Source organism: Leisingera sp. S132, from assembly GCF_025144465.1.
Lineage (GTDB): Bacteria > Pseudomonadota > Alphaproteobacteria > Rhodobacterales > Rhodobacteraceae > Leisingera.
In genome coordinates this window covers 2,047,694-2,072,795 of record NZ_CP083553.1, presented here as the reverse complement: position 1 = coordinate 2,072,795, position 25,102 = coordinate 2,047,694, and the positions used below count along the sequence as shown (strand labels likewise).

Here is a 25,102-nt window from a genome sequence, read left to right as displayed (position 1 = left end):
AGACCGGGGCCGAAAATGGCAAAAACACCGCCGGTTTGGCGGTGTTTTGCCGGAATCTGTAACACTTGGCGGAATGCTGCCGCGGGTTTGGGCGGTCAGGCTGTCCCGAAGGGGGCTTCTGAGCTCAGAATCTCCTCTGTGCCTTCGCCGCATTGGGGGGGCGCGTGCCGGTATGTGACTGGCGTGCGCGAGAAGTTCAGGGGATTGCCCAGCAGCTTTACCGGGCCTGCCGCAGTGTCCATTCCGATGGCCATCTGCCGTGCTGCGACCTGGTCCGTGGCAAACAGGGTGTCCAGGGTCTGAACCGGGCCGGCCGGGACTTTGCGGGCCTCCATGGCGTCCAGAACCTCATCCGTGGTGAACCGCTGCACCGAAGGGATCAGCACGCTGTTCAGCACATCGCGGTTCTGAAGGCGGGCCGGGTTGGTGGCAAAGCGGGGATCCTCCGCCAGCCCCTCCAGCTTCAGGAATTCCATGAAGCGGCGGAACTGGCTGTCGTTGCCCACCGCCAGGATCACATGGCCGTCCGCGGTTTCATACACGCCATAGGGCATGATGCTTGGGTGCTCATTGCCGCGGCGCTTGGGATTCTGGCCGGTGTTCAGATAGGCGACGCCCTCGTTGATCAGCCAGGCGATCTGGGCGTCGACCAGCGCCAGGTCGATCTGCTGGCCCTCGCCGGTTTTTTCGCGGTGGTGCAGAGCGCTGAGGATGCCGATGCAGGCATACATGCCGCACATCACATCGGCGATGCCGACACCGGCCTTCATCGGCTGGCCCTCAGGTTCGCCGGTCAGGGACATGATGCCGCCAAAGCCCTGGGCCATGATGTCATAGCCGGGCTTGTGGCTGTTGGGCCCGGTCTGGCCGTATCCCGAAATGGAGCAGTAGATCAGACCGGGCAGATCGTCCTTGAGGCTGGCGTAATCCAGTCCGTATTTTGCCAGGCCGCCGGGTTTGAAGTTCTCGATCAGGATATCAGCCTCTGCGGCCAGGCGGCGGATGGCCTGCTGGCCGTTTTCCGTTGCAATATCAATAGCCACCGAGCGTTTGTTGCGGTTGGCGGCCATGAAATAGGCGGAGAGGTCGGATTGCTGCCCGTCCGCGTCCACCACATAGGGCGGGCCCCACTGGCGGGTGTCGTCGCCGCCGGTCTTGGGGTTTTCCACCTTGATCACCGTGGCGCCGAGGTCGCCCAGGAGCTGGGTGCAGGTCGGGCCTGCCAGAATGCGGGAGAGGTCGAGAACCTTGACGCCCTTCAGCGCGCCGTGGGGGAGAAGATCAGATCCGGCCATCGTAGCCTCCGCGGTCGATCACTGCCGAGATGACGGTGAATTTTTCTGCTTTCAAGGCGTCTTGCAGGGCTGCGCGCAATTCAGCGCGGCTGGTGACCGTGACACCGTTGCCGCCAAACGCCCGGCCCATGGCGGCAAAGTCGTGTTCGGCGAAATCGACGCCGCCATTTGCAAGCTGGCGCTGGCGCTGTTTCAGCTCGATCAGGGCGAGGCTGGCGTCGGCGAAGACCACAAAGATGGGAGCCACGCCCAGTTCTGCGGCGGTGGCAAGCTCACCCGCCACCATCAGGAAGCCGGCATCACCCGAGAAGCTGACCACCGGGCGGTCCGGCTGCGCCAGCTTGCGGCCGATTGCCATCGGCACGGCGCAGCCCATGGTGCAGAGGCCGGAGGACTGGATCAGCCCACGCGGTTCGGAACACGCCCACATCTGGCTGAGCAGAATGCGGTGGGCGCCGCTGTCGGCGGTGGCGAGGGTTTCCGGGGGCAGAGTGGCGCGGCATTCAGCGATGACGCCGGCAGGGCCCCATTCTTCATCCTGCGGGAAAGCTTCAGCCAGCGCGGCCTTCACCGCCGGCGGGCGGCCATTGGTCCAGGTTTCGCGCGGGGCGGTGCCTTCGGACAGAGCTTCCAGCGTCGGGATGATAGCGGTCAGGAAGTTGAGGCCTGCCTGATGCATGTAATGGGTGTTGGCCTCCGGCGCGATGTCGATGACGTTCTGGGTTCCCACGTCCCAGACATTTCGCCAGCCAGGGCGCATCTCGATCGGGTCATAGCCGATGGAGAGCACCAGATCGGCCTCCTGCACCAGCGGCAGAAGATGTTTGTCCGCCAGCGGCGACAGGCCTGCGCCGCCAAGGCAGAGCGGATGGTCTTCGGCGATGATCCCCTTGGCCTTGTAGCTGGTGACAAAGGGTATCTGGTGTTTTTCAACAAAGGCGCGGACTGCGGAGCCTGCATTCTCTTGCAGCGCATCGAGGCCGATCACTGCCACCGGACGTTCGGCTGCCGCCAGCCAGGAACGCGCCTGCGCCAGTGCTTCTCCGCTTGGCGCGCTGGGACTTGCAGGCGCGCGGCGGATGCCGCGGTCCCTGGCCGGCGTATCTGCCACCGAGATCGGCACGTCGATATGCACCGGCCCGTTGCGGGGCTCAGTCGCGATGGCCACCGCCTTGTCTGCGATCAGGTCCGCAGCCTCCGGGTCCAGCCGGAAGGTGGCCTTGGTGATCGGGGTGAACACCGCGCGGTGGTCAAGCACCTGATGGGTGTAGCTCTGCTCCTCAGCCGCATCGACGCAGCCGGTCAGCACCAGCATCGGCACCCGGTCCTGGTGGGCGTTGGCCACCACGTTGATGCCGTTCAGCGCGCCGGGGCCGAGGGTGGCGACCAGGATGACCGGCGCGCAGTCCGCATGATGCACGCCTTCGCCCATGAATCCGGCGCAGTTTTCATGCTTGGCCAGGTGAAAGGCGATGCCCGCGCGTGTAAGCGCATCCACCAGGGTCAGCACCTCGCCGCCGGGCATCCCGAAGGCATGGCGGCAGCCTGCCTCATAGAGCCGCCGGGCCAGAACATCGGCTGCGCGTGAGGGTTCTGTCATCTTGTCCGTCCAATCCGTTGATTTGCCGCCAGATTGCCAAGGCTGCGCTTGTGCGCAAGCCCTCTCACGCCAGTGTGAGAAATGCTGCGGCGGTTTTTGGCGCAAATGGGGAATTGGGTCTGTGAGACCAGGAAGACGCGGAAGCTACTTTTGTGCCTGTTCAGCAATCAGCGTGAAGCGGCGGTCGAGCTGTCCGGCCAGAGCTGCCAGGCCTGCTCCGCCCTCATCCGCGTAAGGGGCGAAGACATGCGTGGGCAGCTTGTAGGACAGCGTGGCGGTGCCGTCCGCGTTCTCAGTCACATACATGCGCACGGGGGCCTCGATCATCGCAGCGGTCGACAGGGCAAGGATCTTGACGGCGAAGTCGTTGTTGAAGAGGCCAATCACCCGGTTGCCGGGGATGGTGATGCCGCGCGCGGCGGCGGCCTGGGTCGGGCCTGCCTGCGTGACGACGCCCAGGCCTTGAGCTTTGGCCGCGGCTTTGACATCCGCAATCAGCTGTTCGAAGGGTTTGGAGGTCTCATGCACGGCCCAGCCGTCGCGCGGGGCAATACTGCCGGCCGAGGCTGTTGCGGCAGATAGGATCAGGGCGGCGGTCAGGCGAGTGAAATACATGCGGCTCTCCAGCGTGTCCGTGCCAATCCTAGGAGCGTTGAAGCGGCTGCGGCACTCACAATTGCGTGCGGAGCGCCGCTGCAGATCAGGTCGCGATCTTGCCGCCGCCCTGTTTGGTGACCACCACCACCGAGGGGCGCGGCGGCATCGCCGGGTCGAAATCCGGCCAGCGGGTGGCCGGATCCTCGAAGGTGGACGCACGTCCGAAGCCTTGCAGGCTGGTGGTGCCGTCGGTGCCGGGGTGCTGCACTGCCAGGAACAGGGTTTCATTGTCCGGGGTAAAGCAGGGGCCGCAAAGCTCTGCGCCGACCGGGCAGCGGAAAAACAGTTTGGAATGGCCGCGCAAGTCCCCTTCGGTCTCCACGCCGTAAAGCCCGTCGGATTTGCCTGTCTTGTCCCACTTGCGGCCTTGATCGGTGGCGACCCAGAGGCGGCCCTCGGTGTCGATGGTGCAATTGTCGGGGGAACCGAACCAGCCGTTTTCGGTGGTTTCCGGGTTCCATTGCGCACCGACAGCGGCCACCGCAGGGTTTCCGCATTGCACCAGGATGGACCAGCTGCCGCGGTAGGCGGCATGGTCGCTGCCGTCCTCCTTGAGTTCGATGATATGGCCGAAATCTGATTCCGGCCGCGGGTTGGCGGCATCGGTCTGAGCCGGTTTGCGTCTGGAGTTGTTGGTCAGCATTACAAAGGCGGTGCCGTCACCGCGGGGCGAGACGTCTTCGGGCCGGTCCATTGGGGTCGCGCCCAAGGCATCCGCGGCCAGACGCGCGTCAATCAGCACATCTGCCTGACTGGCAAACCCGTTGTCTGCCGTCAGCGGGCCTTGGCCATGGACCAGCGGCAGCCAGTGCAGGGTGCCGTCCGGGTCAAAGCGGGCCGCATAGAGCGTCCCGTCGGAGAGGAGCCGGGAGTTGGCGGCGCGATCCTGCGAAACTGATCCGTTGGAAACGTATTTGTAAAGATATTCGAACCGGGCATCGTCGCCCATGTAGATCACCAGGCGCCCGTCTGCGGACAGGGTGGTTTCCGCGCCCTCATGCGCAAACCGGCCAAGTGCGGTGCGCTTAACCGGTACTGCGTCCGGGTCCAGCGGATCTACCTCAACAACCCAGCCGAAGCGGTTCACTTCATTGGGTTCTTTATCAATGTTGAAACGGTCGTGAAACTTGCCCCAAGCGTACCACATGCCGGGCACGTTGTAGCGCGCCAGCTGTGCGGCTTCCGGCTGGCCTTCGAGATCCGGCTCGCCTTCTGCATCCTGGTGACCGGTCCAGAAATAGCCGTGGAAGTTTTCCTCTGCCATCAGCCAGGTGCCCCACGGGGTCATGCCGCCGGCGCAGTTGTTGAGGGTGCCAATGACCTCGCGGCCGGTTGGATCCGCGCCGGTCTGCAGCCGCGAGTGGCCGGCTGCAGGGCCATCCACGGCCATCACCGTGTTCAGCGGCGAGATGCGGCGGTTCCACTTGCCGTCGCGGACAACGGCCCATTTGCCGTCCGGGTTCCGGGCTATCTCCACCACGGAGCCGCCATGGGCAGCCATTTCGATCTCCGCCAGTTCCCGTGTCATGCCATTGAACCCGGCCCTGTCCTGGCGGCCAAGGCCTGGGAACATCACCTCTTCGTTGGTGTATTCGTGGTTCACGCACAAAAGCCCGCGGGTGCCTTCGGGGGTCAGGGGCAGGAAACCGATGTAGTCGTTGTTGTAGCCGAACTGCTGCAACTGGGCCGCAGCGCTCTGGTTCATCACGTCGAATTCCGGCGCGTCCGCGGTGACCGGATCACCCCAGCGCAGAAGGATGTCCGCGTCGTAACCTGCAGCAACATGGTGGGTTTCGTCGTTGCCCCAGGCGGGTTCGTCAAATGCATACCGGCTTTGGACACTGGAAACCGCCGCTGCGGCTTGCCGCGGTCCCGAAAGGGCCGCTGAACCGAAGATGGCCGTTGCGGCAGAGGTTCCAAGCAGCGATTGCAGCACTTCGCGGCGGCCGTAGCGGGTGGCGATTACCTCTCCGATGGTGCGCTGAGGGTTTGGGTTCGCTGGAAAATCATCCGCGGCTTCAAAGGCTTCCGCCTTGTTGCCGGTTCGCGGGTCATTGATGATCTGCCTGCGGTTCATTGCTGCGCTCCGGTTGATGTGCCGCACGGGGCGGCTGGCGCGGTTTCGCCGGACAGCAGAGTATTGCGCGGCCCGGTGGCGTCAATCGCCGTCGTTGCAGAAAATGTCGTAGACCACTTCCAGAACGCGGCGGGCTTTGTCATCTGCCAGACGGTAGTAGATCGCCTTGCCGTCGCGGCGCGGAATGACCAGCCCTTCCAGGCGCAAGCGGGACAGCTGCTGCGAGACGGCAGCCTGGCGGGCGGACAGCAGTTGCTCGAGTTCTGTTACGGATTTTTCGCCAGCGACCAGATGGCACAGGATCATCAGCCGCCCCTGGTGGCTGATCGCTTTAAGGAAACTGGAAGCTTTGGTAGCGTTTGCGACCATTTGCTCCTTCTGTTCCGGATCCATGTCAGCTGAAAACTCGGGTAGTGGCATCTTGCGTCTCCAGGTGGCACCGGGGCGCCTTACTCCCTTATCGAAACCCGCGCAGACAGCGGAATTGCGCGGTCCGTGCGTAATATCATCAGAATATCTAAGAGCGCTTAACAGAACTTCCCGGAACGGCCAAAAGAAAAGTTACCAATTTGGTACTTGTGAAATGAGCACTTGTCCATCCGGCGTGGATACCGTCAGCTCCAGCCCTTGCGGAAGAAATGCGGCGAGGCGCCGAATTTGCGCTTGAACTGGCGCGAGAAATGCGTGGCGGAGTTGAAGCCGGAGGCCAGTGCGATTTCGGTGACGCTCATCGAGGTTTCATTCATCAGCGCAAAGGCGTGGCTGAGGCGCATGTCGAAGTAGACGTGCATCGGGCTCTGGTTCAGATAGCGCGAGAACAGCCGTTCCAGCTGGCGTCGGGAGATATCGAGCCGGTCGCACAGCTCGCCGATCGACAGCGGTTCTTCGATCGATTCCTGCATCAGCTGCAGCGCGTTCAGCAGGCGCTGGTTGCGGCTGCCGATTGCCACCGCATAGTTCGATTTCTGCGGCGCCGCCTGGCCGCCGGAGCGCACGTGCAGGCACATGTCGGCGACGATGATCGCAAGCTGCTTGCCGTGGCGCTCCTCGATCAGATGCAGCATCATGTCGGTTGCGGCATTGCCGCCGCCGCAGGTCATCAGCGGCCCGGAGATCTCAAAGATATTGGGGGAGGGCTCCAGGCTCGGGTAGCTTTCCAGGAATCCCGGCTGGTTTTCCCAGTGCAGGGTGAACTTGTGGTTCTTGATCAGCCCGGCCTGGGCCAGCGCAAAGGCGCCGGTGCAGATGCCGCCGATGGAGCGGCCAAACCGGCTTTCGCGGCGCAGCCAGTTCAGGGTGATTTCGCTGGCGGCTGAGTGCGGTTCAACCCCGGCGCAGACAAATCCCATCGAATCCGAGGGCAGCGGCTGCAATTGGGTGTCCGGTGTCACCACCATGCCGTTGGAACAGCGCACCGGCTGGCCATCCTCTGTCATGATGTACCAGCGATAGAGCCGGGTGCCGGTCACCTGGTTGGCAATGCGCAGGGGCTCGATGGCGGCGGCCACCGGCAGCATCGTCGCCTTCGGCAGCAGCAGGAAATAGAAATCCAGCGGCTCGCCCTCGAACGGAATGGCGAGATTGGCAGCGGCGCCTTTCTGAACGAAGCTGTCATCGGACATGGCGGGACCCCAGCGCAGCACCCGGTGAAAGCGCCGGGCGGAATTCGGACTTGATTTTGCTACCTAAGGCGCTGGTGCCGCCGGCAGCCCCAGAATAGCGACAGCGTTCCAGCGGATTGCGACACCAGATGCAGGTTTGCGTCACCGGGAAAATGCCTGCCGCCTCTTGCAGGTCAAAAGGGGCGATACTAAGACTCGGGTAACACACTGTCGGGTATGGTGCCGGACATAAACAACGCAGGCAGGTTGCAATGATTGATCCCAGAGAAACATACATGAACACCCTGGTCCCGATGGTGGTTGAGCAGACCAGCCGGGGCGAACGGGCCTATGACATCTTTTCCCGCCTGCTGAAGGAGCGGATCATCTTCCTGAACGGCCCGGTGCACGACGGGATGAGCTCCCTGATCGTGGCGCAGCTCTTGCACCTCGAGGCGGAAAACCCGTCCAAGGAAATTTCCATGTACATCAACAGCCCCGGCGGTGTCGTGACCTCGGGCCTGTCGATCTATGACACCATGCAGTACATCAAGCCCAAGGTCTCGACCCTGGTGATCGGCCAGGCGGCCTCGATGGGCTCGCTGCTGCTGACCGCCGGCGAGCCGGGCATGCGCTTCAGCCTGCCGAACTCCCGCGTGATGGTGCACCAGCCTTCCGGCGGCTTCCAGGGCCAGGCCACGGACATCATGATCCACGCCGAGGAAACCCTGAAGCTGAAGAAGCGCCTGAACGAGATCTACGTCAAGCACACCGGCCAGGAATACGACACCATTGTCGAGGCGCTGGAGCGCGACAACTTCATGTCGCCGGAAGAAGCCAAGGAATTCGGCCTGATCGACGAGATCGTCGAAAACCGCGCCAAGGGCGATGACGAGCAGGCCTGACGCCTGAGCTTGTGAACAGCCGTGTGCCCCGGCGGTTAAGATGGGGCACACTTTCACATTGTGGCGGCCTAAGCACTGGCTTAAGCTGGCCAAAAGAGGAAATGCCCCGCAGTGCGGGTGCAGCGGACCGGGCGGACTGAAAGGTAGACCATGGCGACGAATTCAGGCGGCGACAGCAAGAACACCCTCTACTGCAGCTTCTGCGGCAAGAGCCAGCATGAAGTGCGCAAGCTGATCGCAGGCCCCACCGTGTTCATTTGCGATGAATGCGTTGAACTGTGCATGGATATCATCCGTGAAGAGACAAAAGCATCCGGGCTGAAAGCCACCGACGGCGTGCCGACGCCCAAGGACATCTGCCAGGTGCTGGATGACTACGTGATCGGCCAGGCCACCGCCAAGCGGGTGCTGTCGGTTGCGGTGCACAACCACTACAAGCGTCTGAACCACGCCCAGAAGGCTGGGTCGGACATTGAACTGGCGAAATCCAACATCCTGCTGATCGGCCCCACCGGCTGCGGCAAAACGCTGCTGGCGCAGACGCTGGCGCGGATCCTGGATGTGCCCTTCACCATGGCGGATGCGACCACTCTGACCGAGGCCGGTTATGTGGGCGAGGATGTCGAGAACATCATCCTCAAGCTTCTGCAGGCGTCGGAATACAACGTTGAGCGCGCGCAGCGCGGCATCGTCTATATCGACGAGGTCGACAAGATTACCCGCAAGTCGGAAAACCCCTCGATCACCCGCGACGTGTCGGGCGAGGGCGTGCAGCAGGCGCTGCTTAAACTGATGGAAGGCACCGTCGCCTCTGTTCCGCCGCAGGGCGGGCGCAAGCATCCGCAGCAGGAATTCCTGCAGGTGGACACCACCAACATCCTGTTCATCTGCGGCGGTGCCTTTGCCGGTCTCGATAAGATCATCGCGCAGCGCGGCAAGGGCTCGGCAATGGGCTTTGGCGCCGATGTGCGCGACAATGACGAGCGCGGCGTCGGCGAGATCTTCAAGGACCTGGAGCCGGAAGATCTGCTGAAATTCGGCCTGATCCCGGAATTCGTCGGCCGTCTGCCGGTTCTGGCGACGCTCGAGGATCTGGACGAGGATGCGCTGGTTACCATCCTGACCCTGCCGAAGAACGCCCTGGTCAAGCAGTACCAGCGCCTGTTCGAGCTGGAAGACACCGAACTGGACTTCACCGAGGAAGCGCTGAGCGCGATTGCCAAGAAGGCGATCGAACGCAAGACCGGCGCCCGCGGCCTGCGCTCGATCATGGAGGACATCCTCTTGGATACCATGTTCGACCTGCCGGGCATGGACAGCGTGACCAAGGTGGTTGTCAATGAGGAGGCGGTGACCTCTGACGCGCAGCCGCTGATGATTCACGCAGATGCCGAGAAAGAGCCGGCGTCAGCGGGCTGACAGGCGAAAGTTTCTGATAGAGCGGCGCGGTCATTTCCGCGCCGTTTTCATGTTGAAGGAGAGAAACATGATCAAGCGGATTTCTTCGGGCGGGGAGTTCGAGGCCAAGATCGGCTATTGCCGCGCCGTGGTTGCAGGCGGTTTCGTGCATGTTGCGGGAACCGTGGGGCAGGGCGACGACGTGGTGGCGCAGTGCCGCTCGGCGCTGGACACCATCGCAGCGGCGCTGGAGAAGGCGGGCGCCAGCTTTGCCGATGCGGTGCGGGTGAACTATTACCTGCCGGACGCCGCGGAGTTCGAGCCTTGCTGGCCCATTCTGTCGGAAACTTTCGGCGCCAACCCGCCCGCGGCCACCATGGTCGAGTGCAATCTGATTGATCCCAAGTTCCGGATCGAGATCGAACTGACCGCGCTGGCGCCCGCAGAGGGCTGACCGGCCCGGCGGCGCAGCCGCCGCTGAGGCAAATCTGCCAAATCCCGCCAAGTCACAGGCCGCCCAAGGTGCAAGCCACTGGACCTTGGCGGGAAATTGGGCCATATCGAAGCTGGAAAAATCCGGAGGCACCCATGGGAATCCTGAACACTCTTCTGCGCGCTGTGACCTGGTGGAACGGTTCCACCCTGAACACCCGGATCTTCACCGCCCGCAAGGGCATCAAGGTGGGTGAGGATGACCAGGGCAATGTGTTCTACCGCAACGCGGATGACAGCAAGCGCTGGGTGATGTTCAACGGCGAAGTGGAAGCCTCCCGCATCAGTCCCGACTGGCACGGCTGGCTGCACCGCACCTTTGACGAGGTGCCGAGCGAAAAGCCGCTGAAGCACAAGGCCTGGGAAAAGCCGCATCAGGAAAACCTGACCGGCACCATGATGGCCTATGCGCCGGCCGGGTCGATCCGTTCAGGCGGCGAGCCGAAAGAGCGCCGCGACTATGAGGCCTGGGTGCCCGAGTAAACACATCTGCCAAAAGGCTGATTTCATGTCCCATAATCCTACTGAAGTTTTTGCCGGCGGCATCGTGCTGGCGGCGGCCATCGGCTTTGCCGTTTATGCAGGGCAGGCGGCGGGCTTGTCGCGCGGCGGCTCCACCTATGATCTGACAGCGTCTTTCCGTTCGCTGGAAGGCGTCAGCGTCGGTACCGATGTGCGGCTGGCCGGCGTCAAGATCGGCACCGTGACCGGCGTTGACCTGAACCCTGAAACCTTCCGCGCCGATACGGTGTTTTCGGTCAGGGACGGTATTGAGGTTCCGGACGACAGCGCAGTGGTGATTTCCTCCGAAGGCCTGCTGGGCGGCAATTTCGTTGAGATCATGCCGGGCGGCTCTCCATTTGCCTTCGAGCCGGGTGATGAGATCGAGGACACCCAAGGCGCGGTCAGCCTGATTTCGCTTTTGGTGAAATTCGTGGCAGGCGGCGGGGAAGAGTCTTGAGGCGCCTTGCAGCAGCACTGACAACTGCTCTGCTGGCGTTGCCGGCCTTGGCGCAGGAGCAGGCCACCCAAGGGACGGCGGCGGTGCTGCGGGCGTTGGACAAGGTCAACGGGCATTCACTGGATGCCGAGGTGGCCATCGGCGCCAGCGCCGAGATGTTCGGCCTGCTGGTGACGGTGTCTGACTGCCGCTATCCGGCGGACAACCCGACCGGCGACGCCTACGCCTATCTTTCGGTGCGGGACCCCAGGAACGGTGCCGAGCATTTTCAGGGCTGGATGATTGCCTCCAGCCCGGCGCTGAACGCGCTGGACCACAACCGTTACGACGTCTGGGTCATCCGCTGCAAAAGCAGCTGAGCGTCCGGCACAGCAGGCCGCATGAACTCGGCATCCTTGTCCAGGGCCTCGCGCAGGAGCGCGCGGTAGCGGGCGCGGGTGACTTCGACGCCGCCAAGCGAGGCCAGATGCGGTGTCAGGAACTGGGTGTCGCATAAGGTGAAACCCGCCTGCACCAGCCGGTCCGTCAGATAGGCCAGTGCCACCTTGGAGGCGTCGCGGCGGCGGGAAAACATGCTCTCGCCAAAGAAGGCGCCGCCCAGAGAAACGCCATAGGTTCCGCCCGCCAGCATTCCCTGATGCCAGACCTCAAGCGAGTGGGCGTTGCCCATCAGGTGCAGTTCCAGGTAGCGGTCGCGGATCTCACCGTTGATCCAGGTTTCTGCCCGGTCGGCGCAACCGTCCACCACGCCAGCAAAGTCGCAGTTCACGGTGACCTCGAAGCCGCCGTTGCGGATCCGTTTGGCCAGCGAGCGGGAGATGCGGAAGCCATCCAGCGGCAGAATCCCGCGCCGCTTGGGGTCGACCCAGAACACTTCGGGATCGTCGCGGTGTTCGGCCATCGGGAAAACACCGGCGGAATAGGCGTGCAGCAAGAGATCGGCAGTCAGGCTCATGGTGCCGCCAGTATAAAGGGGAAAGGCAGGGAAAAGTAAAACGGGGCGCAACCTGATGGTGCGCCCCGTTGGGATTTCAGCCCGGTGTGTTCTCTTCCAGCCAGCGTTCGAGCCAGTGAATGCCGTAGTCGCCGGTGTGGATGTCCTGTTCCTGCAGCAGGGCGTGGAACAGTGGCACGGTGGTGTCGATACCGTCGATGATCAGCTCGCCCAGGGCCCGGTTCAGGCGCGCCAGCGCCTCGGTCCGGTCGCGGCCGTGCACGATCAGCTTGCCAATGAGCGAGTCATAGTAGGGCGGAATTGAGTAGCCGTCATAAAGCGCCGAATCCATCCGCACGCCCAGCCCGCCGGGGGCGTGGTACTGGGTGATCTTGCCCGGGCAGGGCGAGAAGTTCGGCAGTTTCTCGGCGTTGATCCGCACCTCGATGGCGTGGCCGTTGATCTCCAGATCGTCCTGGGTGAAGGACATCGGCAGGCCTTCGGCCACCCGGATCTGCTCGCGCACCAGATCGACGCCGAAGATGGCCTCGGTCACCGGGTGCTCCACCTGCAGGCGGGTGTTCATCTCGATGAAGTAGAACTCGCCGTCTTCATAGAGGAATTCGACGGTGCCGGCGCCGGAGTAGCCCATCTTGCCGATAGCGTCGGCACAGATCTTGCCGATGCGGGCGCGTTCTTCCGGGGTGATGCAGGGGCCGGGGGCCTCCTCGAATACCTTCTGGTGGCGGCGCTGCAGGGAGCAGTCGCGTTCGGCCAGATGGATACCGGTGCCCTTGCCGTCGCCAAAGACCTGAACCTCGATGTGACGCGGCTTCTGGAGGTATTTCTCCATGTACACTTCGTCATTGCCAAAGGCGGCCTTGGCTTCGGAGCGGGCGGTGGAGAAGGCCGAGACCAGCTCTTTCTCGTCCTTGGCCACTTTCATGCCGCGGCCGCCGCCGCCGGCGGTGGCCTTGATGATCACCGGGTAGCCCATGTCCTTGGCGGCCTTCTTGGCTGCCGCGATGTCTGGCACGCCGCCGTCGGAGCCGGGCACCACCGGGATGCCGAGGTTCTTGGCGGTTTCCTTGGCGGTGATCTTGTCGCCCATGATGCGGATATGCGCCGCCGACGGGCCGATGAAGGTCAGTCCGTGGTCTTCGATGATCTGCACGAAGTTGGCGTTTTCCGACAGGAAGCCATAGCCCGGGTGGATCGCCTGGGCGCCGGTAATTTCGCAAGCCGAGATGATGGCCGGGATCGACAGGTAGCTTTGGGCGCCCGACGGCGGCCCGATGCAGACCGATTCATCGGCCATGCGGACGTGCATCGCGTCGGCATCCGCGGTGGAGTGCACCGCGACGGACTTGATGCCCATCTCGCGGCAGGCACGGATCACGCGCAGGGCGATCTCGCCGCGGTTGGCAATCAGGATCTTGTCAAACATGGCAGATCCTTACTCGATGATGGCCAGGGGGGTTCCGAATTCAACGGCGGCGCCGTCTTCGACCAGGATGCGCTTCACGGTGCCGGATTTCGGAGCCGGGATGTGGTTCATGGTCTTCATGGCTTCGACGATCAGCAGGGTGTCGCCTTCGCTGACCTGCGCGCCAACGGAGATAAAGGAAGGCGCGCCGGGCTCCGGCTGCAGATAGACGGTGCCGACCATCGGCGAGGTCACGGCGCCGGGGTGGCTGGCCGGGTCGTCGTTTGCGGCTGCGGGGGCGGCAGCGGCAGGTGCGGCTGCGGCTGCAACCGGCGCAGCGGCGGCAGCGGCAGGAACCTGTACCTGCATCGGGGCAGCCGCCATTACGGTCTGGCGCGACACGCGCACGTTCAGGCTGTCGTCGTCGCCATAGTCGCGTTTTACCTGCAGCTCGGTCAGGTCGTTTTCGCGCAGCAGCTCCGCCAGCGCCTTGATGAATGCCACGTCAGCTTCGTGAGATTTGTTGGTCATATTGTCCTCAGCCAATTCCGACAGGCCCGCCGGAGGGGCGGGCAGGAAATTAGGGCGCTTATAGGGCAAGGATTACCGCAAGGAAAGCACTCCTGAACTGCGGTGTAACATGAGGTCTATGGCGCGGATTCGCAATTGCCTGCGGGAATTTCCTGCCTAGAGGGGCATCCCGGTCAGTTTGGCCACCAGCTCCGGCAGTTTGCGGGCGCCGAATTTCTGCAGCAGATGCGCACGGTGGCTCTCCACAGTCCGGTAGGACAGATCCAGATGCTTGCCGATTTCCTTGGCTGACAGCCCCTTGCAGGTGAGGATGGCGACCTCCCGCTCGCGCGGGGTGAGGGAAACCACGGGGCGGTCGTCCGAAATATCGGCAAAGGACCAGATCCCGGTCTGAAACGGAGCCTCAGGCGTCACCGAGCGGCCGCGCACCCGGCACCAGAACAGGCTGCCCGCCCGGCGCCGCATGATGCGCTCGTCGCTGTAAGTGCCGCCTTGCGCCTCTGGCTGCTGCAGCAGGGCGCCGATGCGGTTGAAATCCTCCTGGCTGGGATACAGCTCAGCAATCAGCACGCCGGTGTAATCGCCGGGCGCGCCGCCGAATGTCGCCGCGAATTGCAGGTTGCACCGGGTGATGACGCGGCGTTCCAGAACTGCAAGGCCCACGGGGGCATGGTCAAAGGCAAGATCGCTCATATGGTATTCTTACGCAGGTATTTTTGCGGAATTGAAGGGCTTTGCCCTTGCGTGCCAGTTTCCGGCCGCAACGGCAAGCCGGGGAGGCGATTGGCATGAACATAGCGGTGTGGCTGGCGAGGATGGCCGCGGCAGAGGGCGCGCGGCCGGCGCTGTATCTGGGGCAGGACCTGGTGGAGGATTACGCCGGGTTCCATGCGCGTGCGGCGTCACTTGCAGGCTGGCTTCAGGCGCAGGGCATTGCCGCCGGCGACCGCGTCGGTATCTTCATGAAGAACTGCCCGGACTACCTGATCGCGCTCTACGGCATTTGGTATGCAGGCGCGGCGGCTGTGCCGATCAATGCCAAGCTGCACGGCAAGGAGGCGGAGTTCATCCTGGAAAACTCCGGGGCCGTGCTGGTGTTCACGTCGCCGGGCCTGACAGAGGCGGTTGAGGCGACAGAAGCCGCGGTGCGCTGTGTGGACATCACCGGCCCTGAGCATGCGGCTGCCTTGCAGGCTGATCCGGTGGCAGAGCCCGCGCCGCGCCTGCCGGAAGATCTTGCCTGGCTGTTCTACACTTCCGGCACCACCGGCCGGCCCAAGGGGGTGATGATCACCCACCGGATGCTGGTGAGCATGGCCATGGCCTATTTCGCGGATGTCGATCAGGTGAGCGCGTCGGATCATGCGCTTTATGCCGCGCCGATGAGCCACGGCGCGGGGATCTATGCGATCCAGCATGTTCTGGCGGGTGCGCGGCATGTCTGCCCAGTTTCCGGCGGCTTTGACGAGGCGGAGATCTTTGATCTGGCCGCGCATTTTGGCCGCGTGCACATGTTTGCTGCGCCCACGATGGTCACACGGATGACCGCCGAAGCGAAACGTCTGGGCCGCAGGGGGGAGGGGCTGCGCACGGTCGTCTATGCCGGCGGCCCGATGTATGTCGCTGACATCATGGAAGCGGTGGCTCATTTCGGCCCGGTCTTTGTGCAGGTCTACGGCCAAGGCGAATGCCCGATGGCGATCACCGCGCTGCGGCGCCATGACGTGCAGGACTGCGTGCATCCGCGCTGGAAGGAGCGGCTGGCCAGTGCCGGCCGGGCGCAAAGCGTGGTGGAGGTTCGGATCGGCACTCCAGAGGGTGAATTCCTGCCCGCGGGGAAACACGGCGAGATCATGGTGCGGGGCGACGCGGTGATGCCCGGCTATTGGCAGAACGCAGACGCGACGGCCAAGACGCTGGTCAACGGCTGGCTTATGACAGGCGACATGGGGGTGCTGGATACGGACGGCTACCTGACCTTGCAGGACCGTTCCAAGGACATGATCATCACCGGCGGCTCCAACGTCTATCCGCGCGAAGTGGAGGAGGCGCTGTTGATGCACCCCCAGGTGAGTGAAGTATCCGTCGTAGGCCGTCCTCATGCCGATTGGGGCGAGGAAGTGGTAGCCTTTGTCGTCGGCAATGCGCCGGATGCGGAACTCGACGATCTGTGCAACAGCCAGATTGCCCGGTTCAAACGCCCGAAGGCGTATATCCGAATAAATGCTTTGCCCAAGAATAACTACGGGAAGATTCTGAAAACTGAGCTTCGCAAAATGCTGTAACGGGCCGCTTAGGCGATGCGGGCAGGGCCGTTGCGGGCTTCCGTCTGACGCTGTCCCATCAGGGTATCGATCAAGAGGCTCATCAGTTCGGCCCGGTTGCCGGTGCCGGACTTGCGGTAAATCGCGTTGAGCTGCGCCTTGACCGTGCCTTCGGCACTGCCGCGCAGGGCGGCGATTTCGGCCGTCGTCAGCCCCTTGACCAGGAAGGTGGCCACATCCAGCTCAGCTGGTGTCAGCCCCCAATTGGCAAACTCAGCGTCGATAACCTCCTGCACTGCGGCTTGGGCCGAGGTCAGGCTTTCCTCCAGATGCGCCTTGCGCCGCATCAGCCACATCAGGATGCGGGTCTCGATCACGATAGCTGCCGCCAGCGCCAGCGCCGCCAGGCCTTCGATATAGGCGTGCGGGCCTTCGCCTTGCTCGGCATCAGCAGCCTCCATACCGGAGAGATCAGCAATCATATCGCCCAGAAATACCGCCGCGCAGAGGGCCTGCACGGCGATGACGGCAATCAGGATCCAGGGTTTGGCCGGGTCTTGCCGGTTCAGGGTCATGGCGCAGGCTCCGCGTCGGTCTTGGGCAGTTCCTTGTAGCCAGTGACCATCGCGCGCGCCAGATTGACTTTGGTCCTGCGGCTTTCGAACAGCACGGCGGCCACATGCAGGACGACTGAGAACTCGGCCCAGGAAACCAGCGCCTCATGCAGGTCTTCCGGCCAGCCGAAACTCTGAAGCGCGGGAGACGCCGCCATCCAGCCGGTCAGGGCCACTGCCAGCAGCGTCAGCAGCAGGTTGTAGATCATCAAGGCGCCCAGGGGGCTGTGGCCCTTGTGATGGCGCACCCGACCTGTTGCGATATCGGTCAATTGCCCGGCGGCTGCACCAGGGTCCGGCGGGAAGCAGGAGAAGCGGGCATAACGGCTGCCGGTCAGCCCCCAGATCATGCGCAGCCCCACCAGTTCCGCGATGAAGTAGCCAATGTAGTGGTGAAGGGAGCCGTCCGGATCGGTCAGCAGTACGTTGGCGAGAAAACCGCCTGCCAGCAGCCAGTGAAACGACCGTACCAGCGGATCCCAGACGTAAGCTTTTTGCATGTCAGTCTCCTGTCGATCCCGGATGCGGAGGCAGGTGCATCCGGGAAACAAAGTAGTGTCGGCGATCAGTCGTCTTCGCTGTCTTCCTCGACCTTCACGACCTCGAACTGATCGTTCAGGTAGAACTCGTACTCTTTGCCGTCCTTGGTGGCCTCGGCTTCGAACATGCCGTCTTCGGCCTCAACTTCGGTGACCTCAAAACCCTGGCTGGTCAGCACGCTGCGGATCTTGGTTTCGGCGTCGGCGCTGATCGCGGTCTCCGAGGCCAATGCCGCTGCGGCAGGAAGAGTGAGGGCAAGTGCGATAAGTTTCACGGAATTGCGCATGTCTTGGTCCTTTACGTGTTGTGTCAGATGCCGTGCCGGATTGGCGCGGCCTGTGGCATCGACATCGGGAGCAGGGAGGACGGATAGAATAGGCGCAAAGTTGGAATAGGGCTGAAAACCGCAGCGTATAACAGGGGTTTATGGCTTCGAATGGTGTGTTAGGGTGCCGCTAGGCACAAAGAAGGAGGCCAGCCCCAATCAGAGCCGGCCTCAGTGACCCTGTGCCGGCACGCGGGTGGCCGGCACGGCGAAGATGAAGTCTTAGGGTGCTCAGATCGCCAGGTATTCGGCGCGCAGTTCCTCGTTTTCCAGCACCTCGGCGGCGGTGCCGTCAAAGACAATGCCGCCGGTATCGAGGATCACGGCACGGTCCGCCAGTTCCAGGGCGCGAACCGCATTCTGCTCGACAATGATGGTTGTCATGCCCTGTTCCTTGATGTGGATGAGGGTCTTTTCAATCTCGTCGACGATCACCGGGGCGAGGCCTTCGTAGGGTTCGTCCAAAAGCAGCACCTTGATGTCGCGGGCCAGCGCGCGGGCAATTGCCAGCATCTGCTGTTCACCGCCGGACAGGGTGACGCCCTCCTGCTTGCGGCGTTCGCCAAGGCGCGGGAACAGGTCATAGAGACGTTCCAGAGACCAGCCTATGGGCGGCGCGATCTGCGCCAACTGCAGGTTTTCCTCAACCGTCAGGCCGGGGATGATGCGGCGGTCCTCGGGCACCAGACCCAGCCCGACGGCTGCGGCCTCGTGCGAGGCCATGTTGTGCAGCGGCTTGTGGTCGAGCCAGATTTCACCGCGGGTCACCATGGGAGAGCCAGTGCGGGCGATTGACCGCAGGGTCGAGGTCTTGCCCGCGCCATTCCGGCCAAGGAGCGCCAGGATCTCACCTTCGTGGACGTTGAAGCTGATGCCTTGCACGATGTAGCTCTCGCCGTAGTAGGCGTGCACATCCCAGACCGACAGGAAGGCCGGGGCTGTGGTGGCCACGTTGGCGTTCTTGGAGAAATCGGGTTTAACATTCATGGTGTTTCTCCTTCACGCGCTTTCGCCCAGGTACGCTTCGCGCACCTTGGGGTTGCCGCGGATGTTCTGCGGGTCGTCCTCGACCAGCGGGGTGCCCTGGGCCAGCACGGTGATCCGGTTGGCGAGGCTGAACACCACATGCATGTCGTGCTCGATGATGGCGATGGTGATGTCGCGCTCCTCGCTGATCTGCTTCAGCAGGTCGATTGTGTTGTTGGTGTCGGCCCGGGCCATGCCGGCGGTGGGCTCGTCCAGCAGCAGCAGGCGCGGTTCCTGGCTCAGGCACATGCCGATCTCCAGCCGCCGCTTGTCGCCGCGGGACATGGCGGCGGCGTGCATGTGCCGCTTGTCCGCCATGTTCATCTCTTCCAGCATGTGCTCAGCCTTTTGCAGTATGTCCTTCTGCCGCAGCACCGAGGACAGGGCGTTCAGCTCAAACGCGCCGTCCCGCTTGGCAAAGCAGGGGATCATCATGTTTTCCAGCACTGTCAGATCGCCGAAGATTTCCGGTGTCTGGAATACGCGGCTGATTCCCATCTGGTTGATCTCGTAAGGGGCGCGGCCCAGCACCGACTGGCCGTCGAACATGACAGATCCGGTGTCGGGGATCAGCTTGCCCACCAGGCAATTGAGCAGGGTGGACTTGCCTGCGCCGTTCGGGCCGATGATAGCATGGACCGAGTTTTCCTGAACGCTGAGGTTCACGTTCGAGAGCGCCTGGAGGCCGCCGAACCGTTTCCCCACGTCTTTGACTTCAAGGATACCCATTGTTCTGTCTCCTTATTCCGCGGGGTTGGTTTCGCCGGCGGCCTTGCTGCCGTCTGTGGCCTTGCTGCGGCTGAGCCAGCCCTTGATACGCTGGCCGCCCTCAACCAGGCCGCCGGGCAGGAAGATCACCACCAGCATGAACAGGATGCCCAGTGTCAGATGCCAGCCCTTGCCGATGAAGGGGTGGATGATAAAGACCACCGCATCCTCCATCCCGTCGGGCAGGAAGCTGAACCAGCTGTGCAGCACGTTGTCGTTGATCTTGGAGAAGATGTTCTCGAAGTATTTGATGAAGCCCGCGCCCAGCACCGGGCCGATCAGCGTGCCGGCACCGCCGAGGATGGTCATCAGCACCACCTCGCCGGAAGCGGTCCACTGCATCCGCTCAGCGCCTGCCAGAGGGTCCATCGAGGCCATCAGACCGCCTGCAAGACCTGCATACATGCCTGAGATCACGAAGGCCGCCAGGGTGTAGGGACGGGTGTTGAGACCAGTGTAGTTCATCCGCTGCTGGTTCGACTTCACCGCCCGCAGCATCATGCCGAAGGGCGAACGGAAGATGCGGATTGCCAGGTAGAAGGCGGCCAGCATGATCAGCGCGCAGAGGTAGTAGCCCGCGTTGAACTGGAAGGCCCAGGGGCCGAGCGCCAGTTCAAAGGTGGAACGCATTTCCAGGCCGAACAGGTTGGTCACAGGGATCGAGCCGTCCGCGGTGGCGGAGACACCCAGGATGCGGGGGTCTTCCAGCGTCAGTTGCAGACCGGTCTCGCCGTTGGTGATCGGCGTCAGCACCGAGTAAGCGAGGTTGAAGGACATCTGCGCAAAGGCCAGCGTAAGGATCGAGAAGTAGATGCCGGAGCGGCGCAGGGATACAAAGCCGATGAGTAGTGCAAACAGGCCCGCGACAATCACCGACAGCACGATCGCCGGGATCACATTCATGCCGATCAGCTTGAACATCCACACGGCGGAGTAGGAGCCGACCCCCAGAAATGCCGCATGGCCGAAGGACAGATAGCCGGTGAGGCCGAAGAGGATGTTGAAGCCGATGGCAAAGATCCCGAAGATCACGAACCGCTGCATCAGGTCCGGATAGCCCGCGTTGAACTGCGCCATCGCGCTGTCTGTCGGAAACGGGTTCAGGATAAAGGGCGCAAGCAGTGCGAGGCAGGCGACGATGATCAGCTTTGATGTGTCTTTTTTGTCGAGTCCGAACATGTCTTATTCCTCCATCACGCCTTTGCGGCCCATCAGGCCCCGCGGCCGGGTCAGCAGAATGATGATTGCGACCACGTAGATGATGATCTGGTCGATGCCGGGCAGCAGTGATTTGACCTCGTTCATAGAGGCAAAGCTTTCGAGCACGCCCAGCAGAAAGCCCGCCAGCACCGCGCCGGGCAGCGAACCCATGCCGCCGACAACCACCACCACGAAGCTGAGGACCAGGAAGTCCATGCCCATGTGGTAGTTGGGAGAGTTGATCGGCGTGTACATGACGCCTGCGAGGCCCGCGACAGCGGCCGCGATGCCGAACATGATGGTGAAGCGGCGGTCGATGTTGATGCCCAAGAGGCCCACGGTTTCACGGTCGGCCATGCCGGCCCGCACCACCATGCCAAAGGTGGTGAATTGCAGGAAGCTGAAGATGCCGCCAATGATCAGCACCGCAAAGAAGAAGTAGACCACGCGCCAGACCGGATAGACGATGTCCATGCCGATGGCCGCGCCCAGGTTTACAACGCCGTTCAGTGCATCCGGTGCCGGGGTCTGGATCGGGTTGGCGCCGTAGAAGTATTTCACCACTTCCTGCAGCACGATGGCGAGGCCGAAGGTTACCAGGATCTGGTCGGCGTGAGGGCGCTTATAGAAATGCTTGATCAGCCCGCGCTCCATCACATAGCCGACACCGATCATGATCGGGATCGCAAAGAGGATTGCCAGGGGCACCGCCCAGTCGATGATGCTGCCGCCGATGTCGGGGCCGAACCAGGCCTCCACATAGGGGGTTTTCACCTTGAGCGGGTTGCCCAGAAAGTCTTTCTGGGTTTCGTCCACGAGCTCAAAGCTGAGGTTCAGGATGCGCTGGAGGGTGACGGCGCAGAAGGCACCGATCATGAACAGCGCCCCATGGGCAAAGTTCACCACGCCCAGCGTGCCGAAGATGAGTGTCAAACCCAGCGCGATCAGCGCATAGGCCGAGCCTTTGTCGAGCCCGTTCAGGATTTGCAGGAGAATGGCGTCCATGGGTCCCACCGTGCGTCAGGTTGGGGAAGGCCCGCCCGGCGGGGGAGCGGACGGGCCGGTTGGGGCTGCCGGAGTCCGGTACGGGCTCCGGCACGGAATTTTCAAAAAAATTCCGGTGCCCTGCGGCTGGCTTAGGCGCCCGGGTTGCAGGCGCCCAGATTGCCGCCGGCGAACATCGGATGGTCCGGTGCGTATTCCACCTGTGCCCGCGGAGTGACCTCGACCACTTCCAGAAGGTCGAATTCAGAGGTCGGGTTCTCCTTGCCGCGCACCACCAGGACGTCCTTGAAGCACTGATGGTCTTCGGCGCGGTAGAGGGTCGGGCCGTTGCCCATGCCGTCGAACTCAAACCCTTCCAGAGCTTCGGCAACCGCACAGGGGTTGAAGCTGCCGGCCCGCTCGACCGCATCTGCATAAAGCAGCGTCTGCACATAGCAGGTGTGTGCGGCCTGGCTCGGCGGGAAGCCGTATTTGGTGCCGAAGGATTTCACAAAGGCCATGGAGCCTTCATCCTGCAGTGTCCAGTGCCAGTTGGTGGAGCCGTGGATGCCCTTCACGTTTTCGCCGGCGCCCTTGGCCATCAGACGGGAATACAGCGGCACGACGATCTCGAAGTTCTTGCCATTCACCACTTTTTCACGCAGGCCGAACTGCACCGCATTGGTCAGCGAATTCACCATGTTGCCGCCGTAGTGGTTCAGCACCAGCACGTCTGCGCCCGAATTCAGCACCGGCGCGATATAGGAGGAGAAGTCGGTGGCCGCAAGCGGGGTGCGGACCTTGTTCACGGTCTGCCAGCCCAGTGCCTCGGTGGCGGCTGCAATCGATTCTTCCTGGGTCCAGCCCCAAGTGTAGTCGGCGGTCAGGTGATAGGCGACACGGTCGGTGCCATAGAGATTCTTCAGCACGGGTGCCAGTGCGGCACCGGACATATAGCCGTTGAAGAAATGGCGGAAACCGTTGGCCTTCTTGTCCTTGCCGGTGGTGTCGTTGGAGTGGGTGAGACCGGCCATGAAGATCACGCCTGCCTCCTGGCAGAGGCCCTGAACGGCAATTGCCACACCGGAGGAGGAGCCGCCGGTGATCATCACCGCGCCATCCTTCTCGATCATCGACTTGGCAGAGGCACGGGCGGCATCCGATTTGGTCTGGGTGTCGCCGGTCACATACTCGACCTTCTTGCCGAGGATGCCGTTCCCCTGCAGCGCCTTGGAGCTGAAGGTGTTCATCATGCCGCCGTCGCCGCCGCCGTTCAGGTGCTCGACCGCCAGTTCATAGGCGCGCAGTTCGTCGGCGCCTTCGTCCGCATAGGGACCGGTCTGCGGCACGTTGAAGCCCAGGGTGACGCTGCTGCCGGTCGGCTCGTTGGTGAAGGCCGCGGCGGAAGAGGCGGTAAAGATGGTCGGCAGCGCCACACCGGCGCCTGCAATTGCGCCGGTCTTAAGGACTCTGCGGCGCGAAGCATTAAAATTGGACATGTATTCCTCCCTATATGATTGGTGCCTTGCAGCTCCTCACTTCTGCGCGGTACCAGCACTTTGCGTGCAAAATCAGTATGAGGGCCTCGTGTAAACTCAGGCAATAAAACCTTTTTATTGCTTGAAAATTCTGTAAATAACTGAACAGTGAGTTCGAAGCTTCTGTAAACAACATTATTTTGCATTGCAGAAAGCCGTTGAAATGGAAGCGTTTTGGGAGGCCCGCCATCATGGCACGCGACACCCTGACCGGAAGCCGGATCCGCGAGCGCAGGCTGATCCTTGGCATGCGCCAGGCCGAATTGGCGCGGGAGGCGGGGATCTCAGCCTCCTATCTCAACCTGATTGAGCACAACCGGCGCAGAATCGGCGGCAAGCTGCTGGTGGGCTTGGCCGGGGTGCTGGGGGTGGAGCCGTCGATGCTGAGCGAGGGAGCAGAGGCGGCGCTAATCTCTACCCTTCGGGAGGCGGCGGCGGACAGCGGCGTGCCGGTGGCGGAGCTGGACCGGGTCGATGAATTTGCGGGCCGTTTCCCGGGCTGGGCGGAGGTTCTGGCGGCCGGGCACCGGCGGATAGCATCGCTGGAACGCACTGTGGAGACGCTTTCGGACCGGCTGACGCACGATCCCAGCTTGGCTGCCTCTGTGCATGAGGTGCTGTCGACAGCTGCCGCAATCCGCTCCACCGCTTCGATTCTGGCAGAAACCGGCGAGCTGGAGCCGGAATGGCGGGACCGGTTCCACAAGAACCTCAACCAGGATTCGCTGCGTTTGTCCGAAAGCAGCCGGGAACTTGTGAATTTCCTGGATGACGGGGACACCGGTGCAGACCGGCGTGGAATGCCGCAGGAAGAGGCAGAGGCCTTCCTGCAGGATCACGGTTACCATTTTCCGGAGCTGGAAGAGGGCACTGCTGAACCTGCTGATCTGCTGGCGGGCGCCCCGGCGCTGGCCAGCGAAGCCTCCCGAAGCCTGGCGCTGTCGGCGCTCGAGAGCTATGCGGAGGACGCCCGGCTCATGCCGCTGCCGGAGATGGAAAGGCAGCTTGCGATGCACGGCCTTGAGCCGGTTGAGCTGTCGCGCCATTTCGGTTGTCCGCTGCCCGCTGTCCTGCGCCGCATTGCGGCATTGCCCGAGGATCTTGCAGGGCAGGAGACGGGGCTGGTGATCTGCGATTCCTCCGGCGCTTTGGTGTTCCGGAAACCCTTGACCGGTTTTGCCATGCCGCGGTTCGGCGCCTCATGCCCTCTCTGGCCGCTCTATACCGCCTTGCTCCGCCCTTATGTTCCGGTGCGCCGCAGTGTTATGCAGCAAGGGCGAACTGCGGCCGTGTTCGATTGCATGGCTGTCGCCGGGCCGCAGGGGGTGCCGGATTTCGGCAGCGATCCGCTATACCGGTCTGCGATGCTTATCCTGCCAGGAGCCGATGTGTCAGACGATCCCCAGCCTGTCGGATCCAGCTGCCGTGTCTGCCCGCGGCGGCAGTGCCCGGCCCGCCGGGAACCTTCAATCCTGAAGGAAGAGTTTTGACAGGGATCACACCGCGCGGCTAATCTGCGTGAAAATGAATGCGTGCCCCGGCTGATCCTGCCGCGGGAAACGCGGGGAGGAATTTCTGCTGATGGGCAGGCATGTTGTTCTGATCGAGGACGAACCGAATATTGCGGAAGCGATCCGGTTTCTGCTGACCCGGGACGGGTGGAGTGTGGATGCGCACAGCGACGGGGCCACTGCATCCCAAGTGATCCGGGACGCGAACCCCGATCTGGTGATTCTTGACCTGATGCTGCCCGGTAAGAGCGGGCTGGAAATCGTGCGGGAACTGCGGGCGGAGCACGGCATGCAGGCGCTGCCCGTCCTTATGCTGACTGCGCGCGGCCAGATGCGCGACCGCGAAATGGCGGAAAAGGCCGGCGTCACCCGCTTTATGACCAAGCCGTTCTCCAATGCGGAGGTTCTGACCGCCGTGCGCGATCTGCACGCCCAGGCCGGGCAGGGCTAAGGGC

27 protein-coding genes are annotated in these 25,102 nt (G+C 62.8%); 9 read left to right on the top strand and 18 right to left on the bottom strand.

What is annotated here, in order from left to right; genetic code table 11:
* Positions 1–95: 95 nt before the first annotated feature.
* From K3725_RS10210 to K3725_RS10185, 6 genes are all read right to left on the bottom strand, one after another.
* A complete protein-coding gene (locus K3725_RS10210; RefSeq protein WP_260015231.1) occupies positions 96–1,295 on the bottom strand; it encodes a CaiB/BaiF CoA-transferase family protein in 1,200 nt (399 codons plus the stop codon).
* A complete protein-coding gene (locus tag K3725_RS10205) occupies positions 1,282–2,895 on the bottom strand; it encodes a thiamine pyrophosphate-binding protein (protein ID WP_260015230.1) in 1,614 nt (537 codons plus the stop codon). The genes K3725_RS10210 and K3725_RS10205 overlap by 14 nt, the downstream gene beginning before the upstream one ends.
* Positions 2,896–3,039: 144 nt before the next feature.
* Positions 3,040–3,510, bottom strand: a complete 471-nt coding sequence (locus K3725_RS10200; RefSeq protein ID WP_260015228.1) for a DUF302 domain-containing protein — start codon at positions 3,508–3,510, stop codon at positions 3,040–3,042.
* A gap of 85 nt (positions 3,511–3,595) precedes the next feature.
* Positions 3,596–5,629, bottom strand: coding sequence for a PhoX family phosphatase (locus tag K3725_RS10195; protein WP_260015227.1), 2,034 nt, complete (start codon positions 5,627–5,629; stop codon positions 3,596–3,598).
* Positions 5,630–5,710: 81 nt separating this feature from the next.
* On the bottom strand, positions 5,711–6,049 hold the full coding sequence (locus K3725_RS10190) for a metalloregulator ArsR/SmtB family transcription factor (protein WP_260015225.1): 339 nt from the start codon (positions 6,047–6,049) through the stop codon (positions 5,711–5,713).
* Positions 6,050–6,243: 194 nt separating this feature from the next.
* The gene (locus K3725_RS10185; RefSeq protein ID WP_260015224.1) at positions 6,244–7,251 is read right to left on the bottom strand and encodes a GlxA family transcriptional regulator; all 1,008 of its coding nucleotides are present in this window, start codon (positions 7,249–7,251) and stop codon (positions 6,244–6,246) included.
* A 251-nt stretch (positions 7,252–7,502) separates the two neighbouring features.
* Between K3725_RS10185 and K3725_RS10180 the strand changes: the two genes are divergently transcribed.
* From K3725_RS10180 to K3725_RS10155, 6 genes are all read left to right on the top strand, one after another.
* The gene (locus K3725_RS10180) at positions 7,503–8,135 is read left to right on the top strand and encodes an ATP-dependent Clp protease proteolytic subunit (RefSeq protein ID WP_260015223.1); all 633 of its coding nucleotides are present in this window, start codon (positions 7,503–7,505) and stop codon (positions 8,133–8,135) included.
* A gap of 150 nt (positions 8,136–8,285) precedes the next feature.
* On the top strand, positions 8,286–9,554 hold the full coding sequence (gene clpX, locus K3725_RS10175; protein WP_039182301.1) for an ATP-dependent Clp protease ATP-binding subunit ClpX: 1,269 nt from the start codon (positions 8,286–8,288) through the stop codon (positions 9,552–9,554).
* A 67-nt stretch (positions 9,555–9,621) separates the two neighbouring features.
* Positions 9,622–9,987, top strand: coding sequence for a RidA family protein (locus tag K3725_RS10170; RefSeq protein ID WP_260015220.1), 366 nt, complete (start codon positions 9,622–9,624; stop codon positions 9,985–9,987).
* A 134-nt stretch (positions 9,988–10,121) separates the two neighbouring features.
* Positions 10,122–10,508: an NADH:ubiquinone oxidoreductase subunit NDUFA12 gene (locus K3725_RS10165; RefSeq protein ID WP_260015219.1), complete on the top strand. Its 387-nt coding sequence runs from the start codon at positions 10,122–10,124 to the stop codon at positions 10,506–10,508.
* Between the two features lie 25 nt (positions 10,509–10,533).
* Entirely contained in the window at positions 10,534–10,986 is a 453-nt protein-coding gene (gene mlaD / locus K3725_RS10160) for an outer membrane lipid asymmetry maintenance protein MlaD (protein ID WP_260015217.1), read from the top strand.
* Positions 10,983–11,345, top strand: a complete 363-nt coding sequence (locus K3725_RS10155; protein WP_260015216.1) for a DUF2155 domain-containing protein — start codon at positions 10,983–10,985, stop codon at positions 11,343–11,345. Before mlaD ends, K3725_RS10155 begins: the two co-directional genes overlap by 4 nt.
* Here K3725_RS10155 and aat read toward each other — a convergent pair.
* The 4 genes from aat to K3725_RS10135 form a co-directional block, all read right to left on the bottom strand.
* Positions 11,309–11,941, bottom strand: coding sequence for a leucyl/phenylalanyl-tRNA--protein transferase (gene aat, locus K3725_RS10150; protein WP_260015214.1), 633 nt, complete (start codon positions 11,939–11,941; stop codon positions 11,309–11,311). The two genes, K3725_RS10155 and aat, sit on opposite strands and share 37 nt — an antisense overlap.
* A gap of 76 nt (positions 11,942–12,017) precedes the next feature.
* A complete protein-coding gene (gene accC, locus K3725_RS10145; RefSeq protein ID WP_260015213.1) occupies positions 12,018–13,367 on the bottom strand; it encodes an acetyl-CoA carboxylase biotin carboxylase subunit in 1,350 nt (449 codons plus the stop codon).
* A 9-nt stretch (positions 13,368–13,376) separates the two neighbouring features.
* Entirely contained in the window at positions 13,377–13,877 is a 501-nt protein-coding gene (gene accB, locus K3725_RS10140) for an acetyl-CoA carboxylase biotin carboxyl carrier protein (protein ID WP_260015211.1), read from the bottom strand.
* A gap of 156 nt (positions 13,878–14,033) precedes the next feature.
* On the bottom strand, positions 14,034–14,570 hold the full coding sequence (locus K3725_RS10135) for a PAS and helix-turn-helix domain-containing protein (protein WP_260015209.1): 537 nt from the start codon (positions 14,568–14,570) through the stop codon (positions 14,034–14,036).
* A 95-nt stretch (positions 14,571–14,665) separates the two neighbouring features.
* Between K3725_RS10135 and K3725_RS10130 the strand changes: the two genes are divergently transcribed.
* On the top strand, positions 14,666–16,162 hold the full coding sequence (locus K3725_RS10130) for a class I adenylate-forming enzyme family protein (protein ID WP_260015208.1): 1,497 nt from the start codon (positions 14,666–14,668) through the stop codon (positions 16,160–16,162).
* An 8-nt stretch (positions 16,163–16,170) separates the two neighbouring features.
* Here K3725_RS10130 and K3725_RS10125 read toward each other — a convergent pair whose 3' ends face one another.
* The 8 genes from K3725_RS10125 to K3725_RS10090 all read right to left on the bottom strand — a co-directional run bounded on the left by K3725_RS10125 (position 16,171) and on the right by K3725_RS10090 (position 23,097).
* On the bottom strand, positions 16,171–16,716 hold the full coding sequence (locus tag K3725_RS10125; RefSeq protein ID WP_260015206.1) for a helix-turn-helix transcriptional regulator: 546 nt from the start codon (positions 16,714–16,716) through the stop codon (positions 16,171–16,173).
* Positions 16,713–17,255 (bottom strand): cytochrome b/b6 domain-containing protein, encoded by a 543-nt coding sequence (locus tag K3725_RS10120; protein WP_260015205.1) that lies wholly within the window; start codon positions 17,253–17,255, stop codon positions 16,713–16,715. Before K3725_RS10120 ends, K3725_RS10125 begins: the two co-directional genes overlap by 4 nt.
* A 65-nt stretch (positions 17,256–17,320) precedes the next feature.
* Positions 17,321–17,581, bottom strand: a complete 261-nt coding sequence (locus K3725_RS10115; RefSeq protein ID WP_260015204.1) for a PepSY domain-containing protein — start codon at positions 17,579–17,581, stop codon at positions 17,321–17,323.
* A gap of 270 nt (positions 17,582–17,851) precedes the next feature.
* Positions 17,852–18,607 (bottom strand): ABC transporter ATP-binding protein, encoded by a 756-nt coding sequence (locus K3725_RS10110; RefSeq protein ID WP_260015203.1) that lies wholly within the window; start codon positions 18,605–18,607, stop codon positions 17,852–17,854.
* A gap of 12 nt (positions 18,608–18,619) precedes the next feature.
* Positions 18,620–19,375, bottom strand: coding sequence for an ABC transporter ATP-binding protein (locus K3725_RS10105; RefSeq protein ID WP_260015202.1), 756 nt, complete (start codon positions 19,373–19,375; stop codon positions 18,620–18,622).
* A gap of 12 nt (positions 19,376–19,387) precedes the next feature.
* On the bottom strand, positions 19,388–20,593 hold the full coding sequence (locus K3725_RS10100; RefSeq protein ID WP_260015200.1) for a branched-chain amino acid ABC transporter permease: 1,206 nt from the start codon (positions 20,591–20,593) through the stop codon (positions 19,388–19,390).
* Between the two features lie 3 nt (positions 20,594–20,596).
* On the bottom strand, positions 20,597–21,619 hold the full coding sequence (locus K3725_RS10095; protein ID WP_039182337.1) for a branched-chain amino acid ABC transporter permease: 1,023 nt from the start codon (positions 21,617–21,619) through the stop codon (positions 20,597–20,599).
* Between the two features lie 131 nt (positions 21,620–21,750).
* A complete protein-coding gene (locus tag K3725_RS10090) occupies positions 21,751–23,097 on the bottom strand; it encodes a substrate-binding protein (RefSeq protein ID WP_260015198.1) in 1,347 nt (448 codons plus the stop codon).
* 230 nt (positions 23,098–23,327) lie between these two features.
* On the opposite strand from K3725_RS10090, the gene K3725_RS10085 reads away from it, so the two are divergent.
* Positions 23,328–24,626 (top strand): helix-turn-helix domain-containing protein, encoded by a 1,299-nt coding sequence (locus K3725_RS10085; RefSeq protein ID WP_260015197.1) that lies wholly within the window; start codon positions 23,328–23,330, stop codon positions 24,624–24,626.
* A gap of 91 nt (positions 24,627–24,717) precedes the next feature.
* Positions 24,718–25,098: a response regulator transcription factor gene (locus K3725_RS10080; RefSeq protein WP_260015195.1), complete on the top strand. Its 381-nt coding sequence runs from the start codon at positions 24,718–24,720 to the stop codon at positions 25,096–25,098.
* Positions 25,099–25,102: the final 4 nt, after the last annotated feature.

What these genes read in the sequence shown, in the direction of transcription:
- K3725_RS10210 (WP_260015231.1), bottom strand. Translation starts at nt 1,295, where the DNA reads ATGGCCGGATCTGATCTTCTCCCCCACGGCGCGCTGAAGGGCGTCAAG.
- K3725_RS10205 (WP_260015230.1), bottom strand. Translation starts at nt 2,895, where the DNA reads ATGACAGAACCCTCACGCGCAGCCGATGTTCTGGCCCGGCGGCTCTAT.
- K3725_RS10200 (WP_260015228.1), bottom strand. Translation starts at nt 3,510, where the DNA reads ATGTATTTCACTCGCCTGACCGCCGCCCTGATCCTATCTGCCGCAACA.
- K3725_RS10195 (WP_260015227.1), bottom strand. Translation starts at nt 5,629, where the DNA reads ATGAACCGCAGGCAGATCATCAATGACCCGCGAACCGGCAACAAGGCG.
- K3725_RS10190 (WP_260015225.1), bottom strand. Translation starts at nt 6,049, where the DNA reads ATGCCACTACCCGAGTTTTCAGCTGACATGGATCCGGAACAGAAGGAG.
- K3725_RS10185 (WP_260015224.1), bottom strand. Translation starts at nt 7,251, where the DNA reads ATGTCCGATGACAGCTTCGTTCAGAAAGGCGCCGCTGCCAATCTCGCC.
- K3725_RS10180 (WP_260015223.1), top strand. Translation starts at nt 7,503, where the DNA reads ATGATTGATCCCAGAGAAACATACATGAACACCCTGGTCCCGATGGTG.
- clpX (WP_039182301.1), top strand. Translation starts at nt 8,286, where the DNA reads ATGGCGACGAATTCAGGCGGCGACAGCAAGAACACCCTCTACTGCAGC.
- K3725_RS10170 (WP_260015220.1), top strand. Translation starts at nt 9,622, where the DNA reads ATGATCAAGCGGATTTCTTCGGGCGGGGAGTTCGAGGCCAAGATCGGC.
- K3725_RS10165 (WP_260015219.1), top strand. Translation starts at nt 10,122, where the DNA reads ATGGGAATCCTGAACACTCTTCTGCGCGCTGTGACCTGGTGGAACGGT.
- mlaD (WP_260015217.1), top strand. Translation starts at nt 10,534, where the DNA reads ATGTCCCATAATCCTACTGAAGTTTTTGCCGGCGGCATCGTGCTGGCG.
- aat (WP_260015214.1), bottom strand. Translation starts at nt 11,941, where the DNA reads ATGAGCCTGACTGCCGATCTCTTGCTGCACGCCTATTCCGCCGGTGTT.
- accC (WP_260015213.1), bottom strand. Translation starts at nt 13,367, where the DNA reads ATGTTTGACAAGATCCTGATTGCCAACCGCGGCGAGATCGCCCTGCGC.
- accB (WP_260015211.1), bottom strand. Translation starts at nt 13,877, where the DNA reads ATGACCAACAAATCTCACGAAGCTGACGTGGCATTCATCAAGGCGCTG.
- K3725_RS10135 (WP_260015209.1), bottom strand. Translation starts at nt 14,570, where the DNA reads ATGAGCGATCTTGCCTTTGACCATGCCCCCGTGGGCCTTGCAGTTCTG.
- K3725_RS10130 (WP_260015208.1), top strand. Translation starts at nt 14,666, where the DNA reads ATGAACATAGCGGTGTGGCTGGCGAGGATGGCCGCGGCAGAGGGCGCG.
- K3725_RS10125 (WP_260015206.1), bottom strand. Translation starts at nt 16,716, where the DNA reads ATGACCCTGAACCGGCAAGACCCGGCCAAACCCTGGATCCTGATTGCC.
- K3725_RS10120 (WP_260015205.1), bottom strand. Translation starts at nt 17,255, where the DNA reads ATGCAAAAAGCTTACGTCTGGGATCCGCTGGTACGGTCGTTTCACTGG.
- K3725_RS10115 (WP_260015204.1), bottom strand. Translation starts at nt 17,581, where the DNA reads ATGCGCAATTCCGTGAAACTTATCGCACTTGCCCTCACTCTTCCTGCC.
- K3725_RS10110 (WP_260015203.1), bottom strand. Translation starts at nt 18,607, where the DNA reads ATGAATGTTAAACCCGATTTCTCCAAGAACGCCAACGTGGCCACCACA.
- K3725_RS10105 (WP_260015202.1), bottom strand. Translation starts at nt 19,375, where the DNA reads ATGGGTATCCTTGAAGTCAAAGACGTGGGGAAACGGTTCGGCGGCCTC.
- K3725_RS10100 (WP_260015200.1), bottom strand. Translation starts at nt 20,593, where the DNA reads ATGTTCGGACTCGACAAAAAAGACACATCAAAGCTGATCATCGTCGCC.
- K3725_RS10095 (WP_039182337.1), bottom strand. Translation starts at nt 21,619, where the DNA reads ATGGACGCCATTCTCCTGCAAATCCTGAACGGGCTCGACAAAGGCTCG.
- K3725_RS10090 (WP_260015198.1), bottom strand. Translation starts at nt 23,097, where the DNA reads ATGTCCAATTTTAATGCTTCGCGCCGCAGAGTCCTTAAGACCGGCGCA.
- K3725_RS10085 (WP_260015197.1), top strand. Translation starts at nt 23,328, where the DNA reads ATGGCACGCGACACCCTGACCGGAAGCCGGATCCGCGAGCGCAGGCTG.
- K3725_RS10080 (WP_260015195.1), top strand. Translation starts at nt 24,718, where the DNA reads ATGGGCAGGCATGTTGTTCTGATCGAGGACGAACCGAATATTGCGGAA.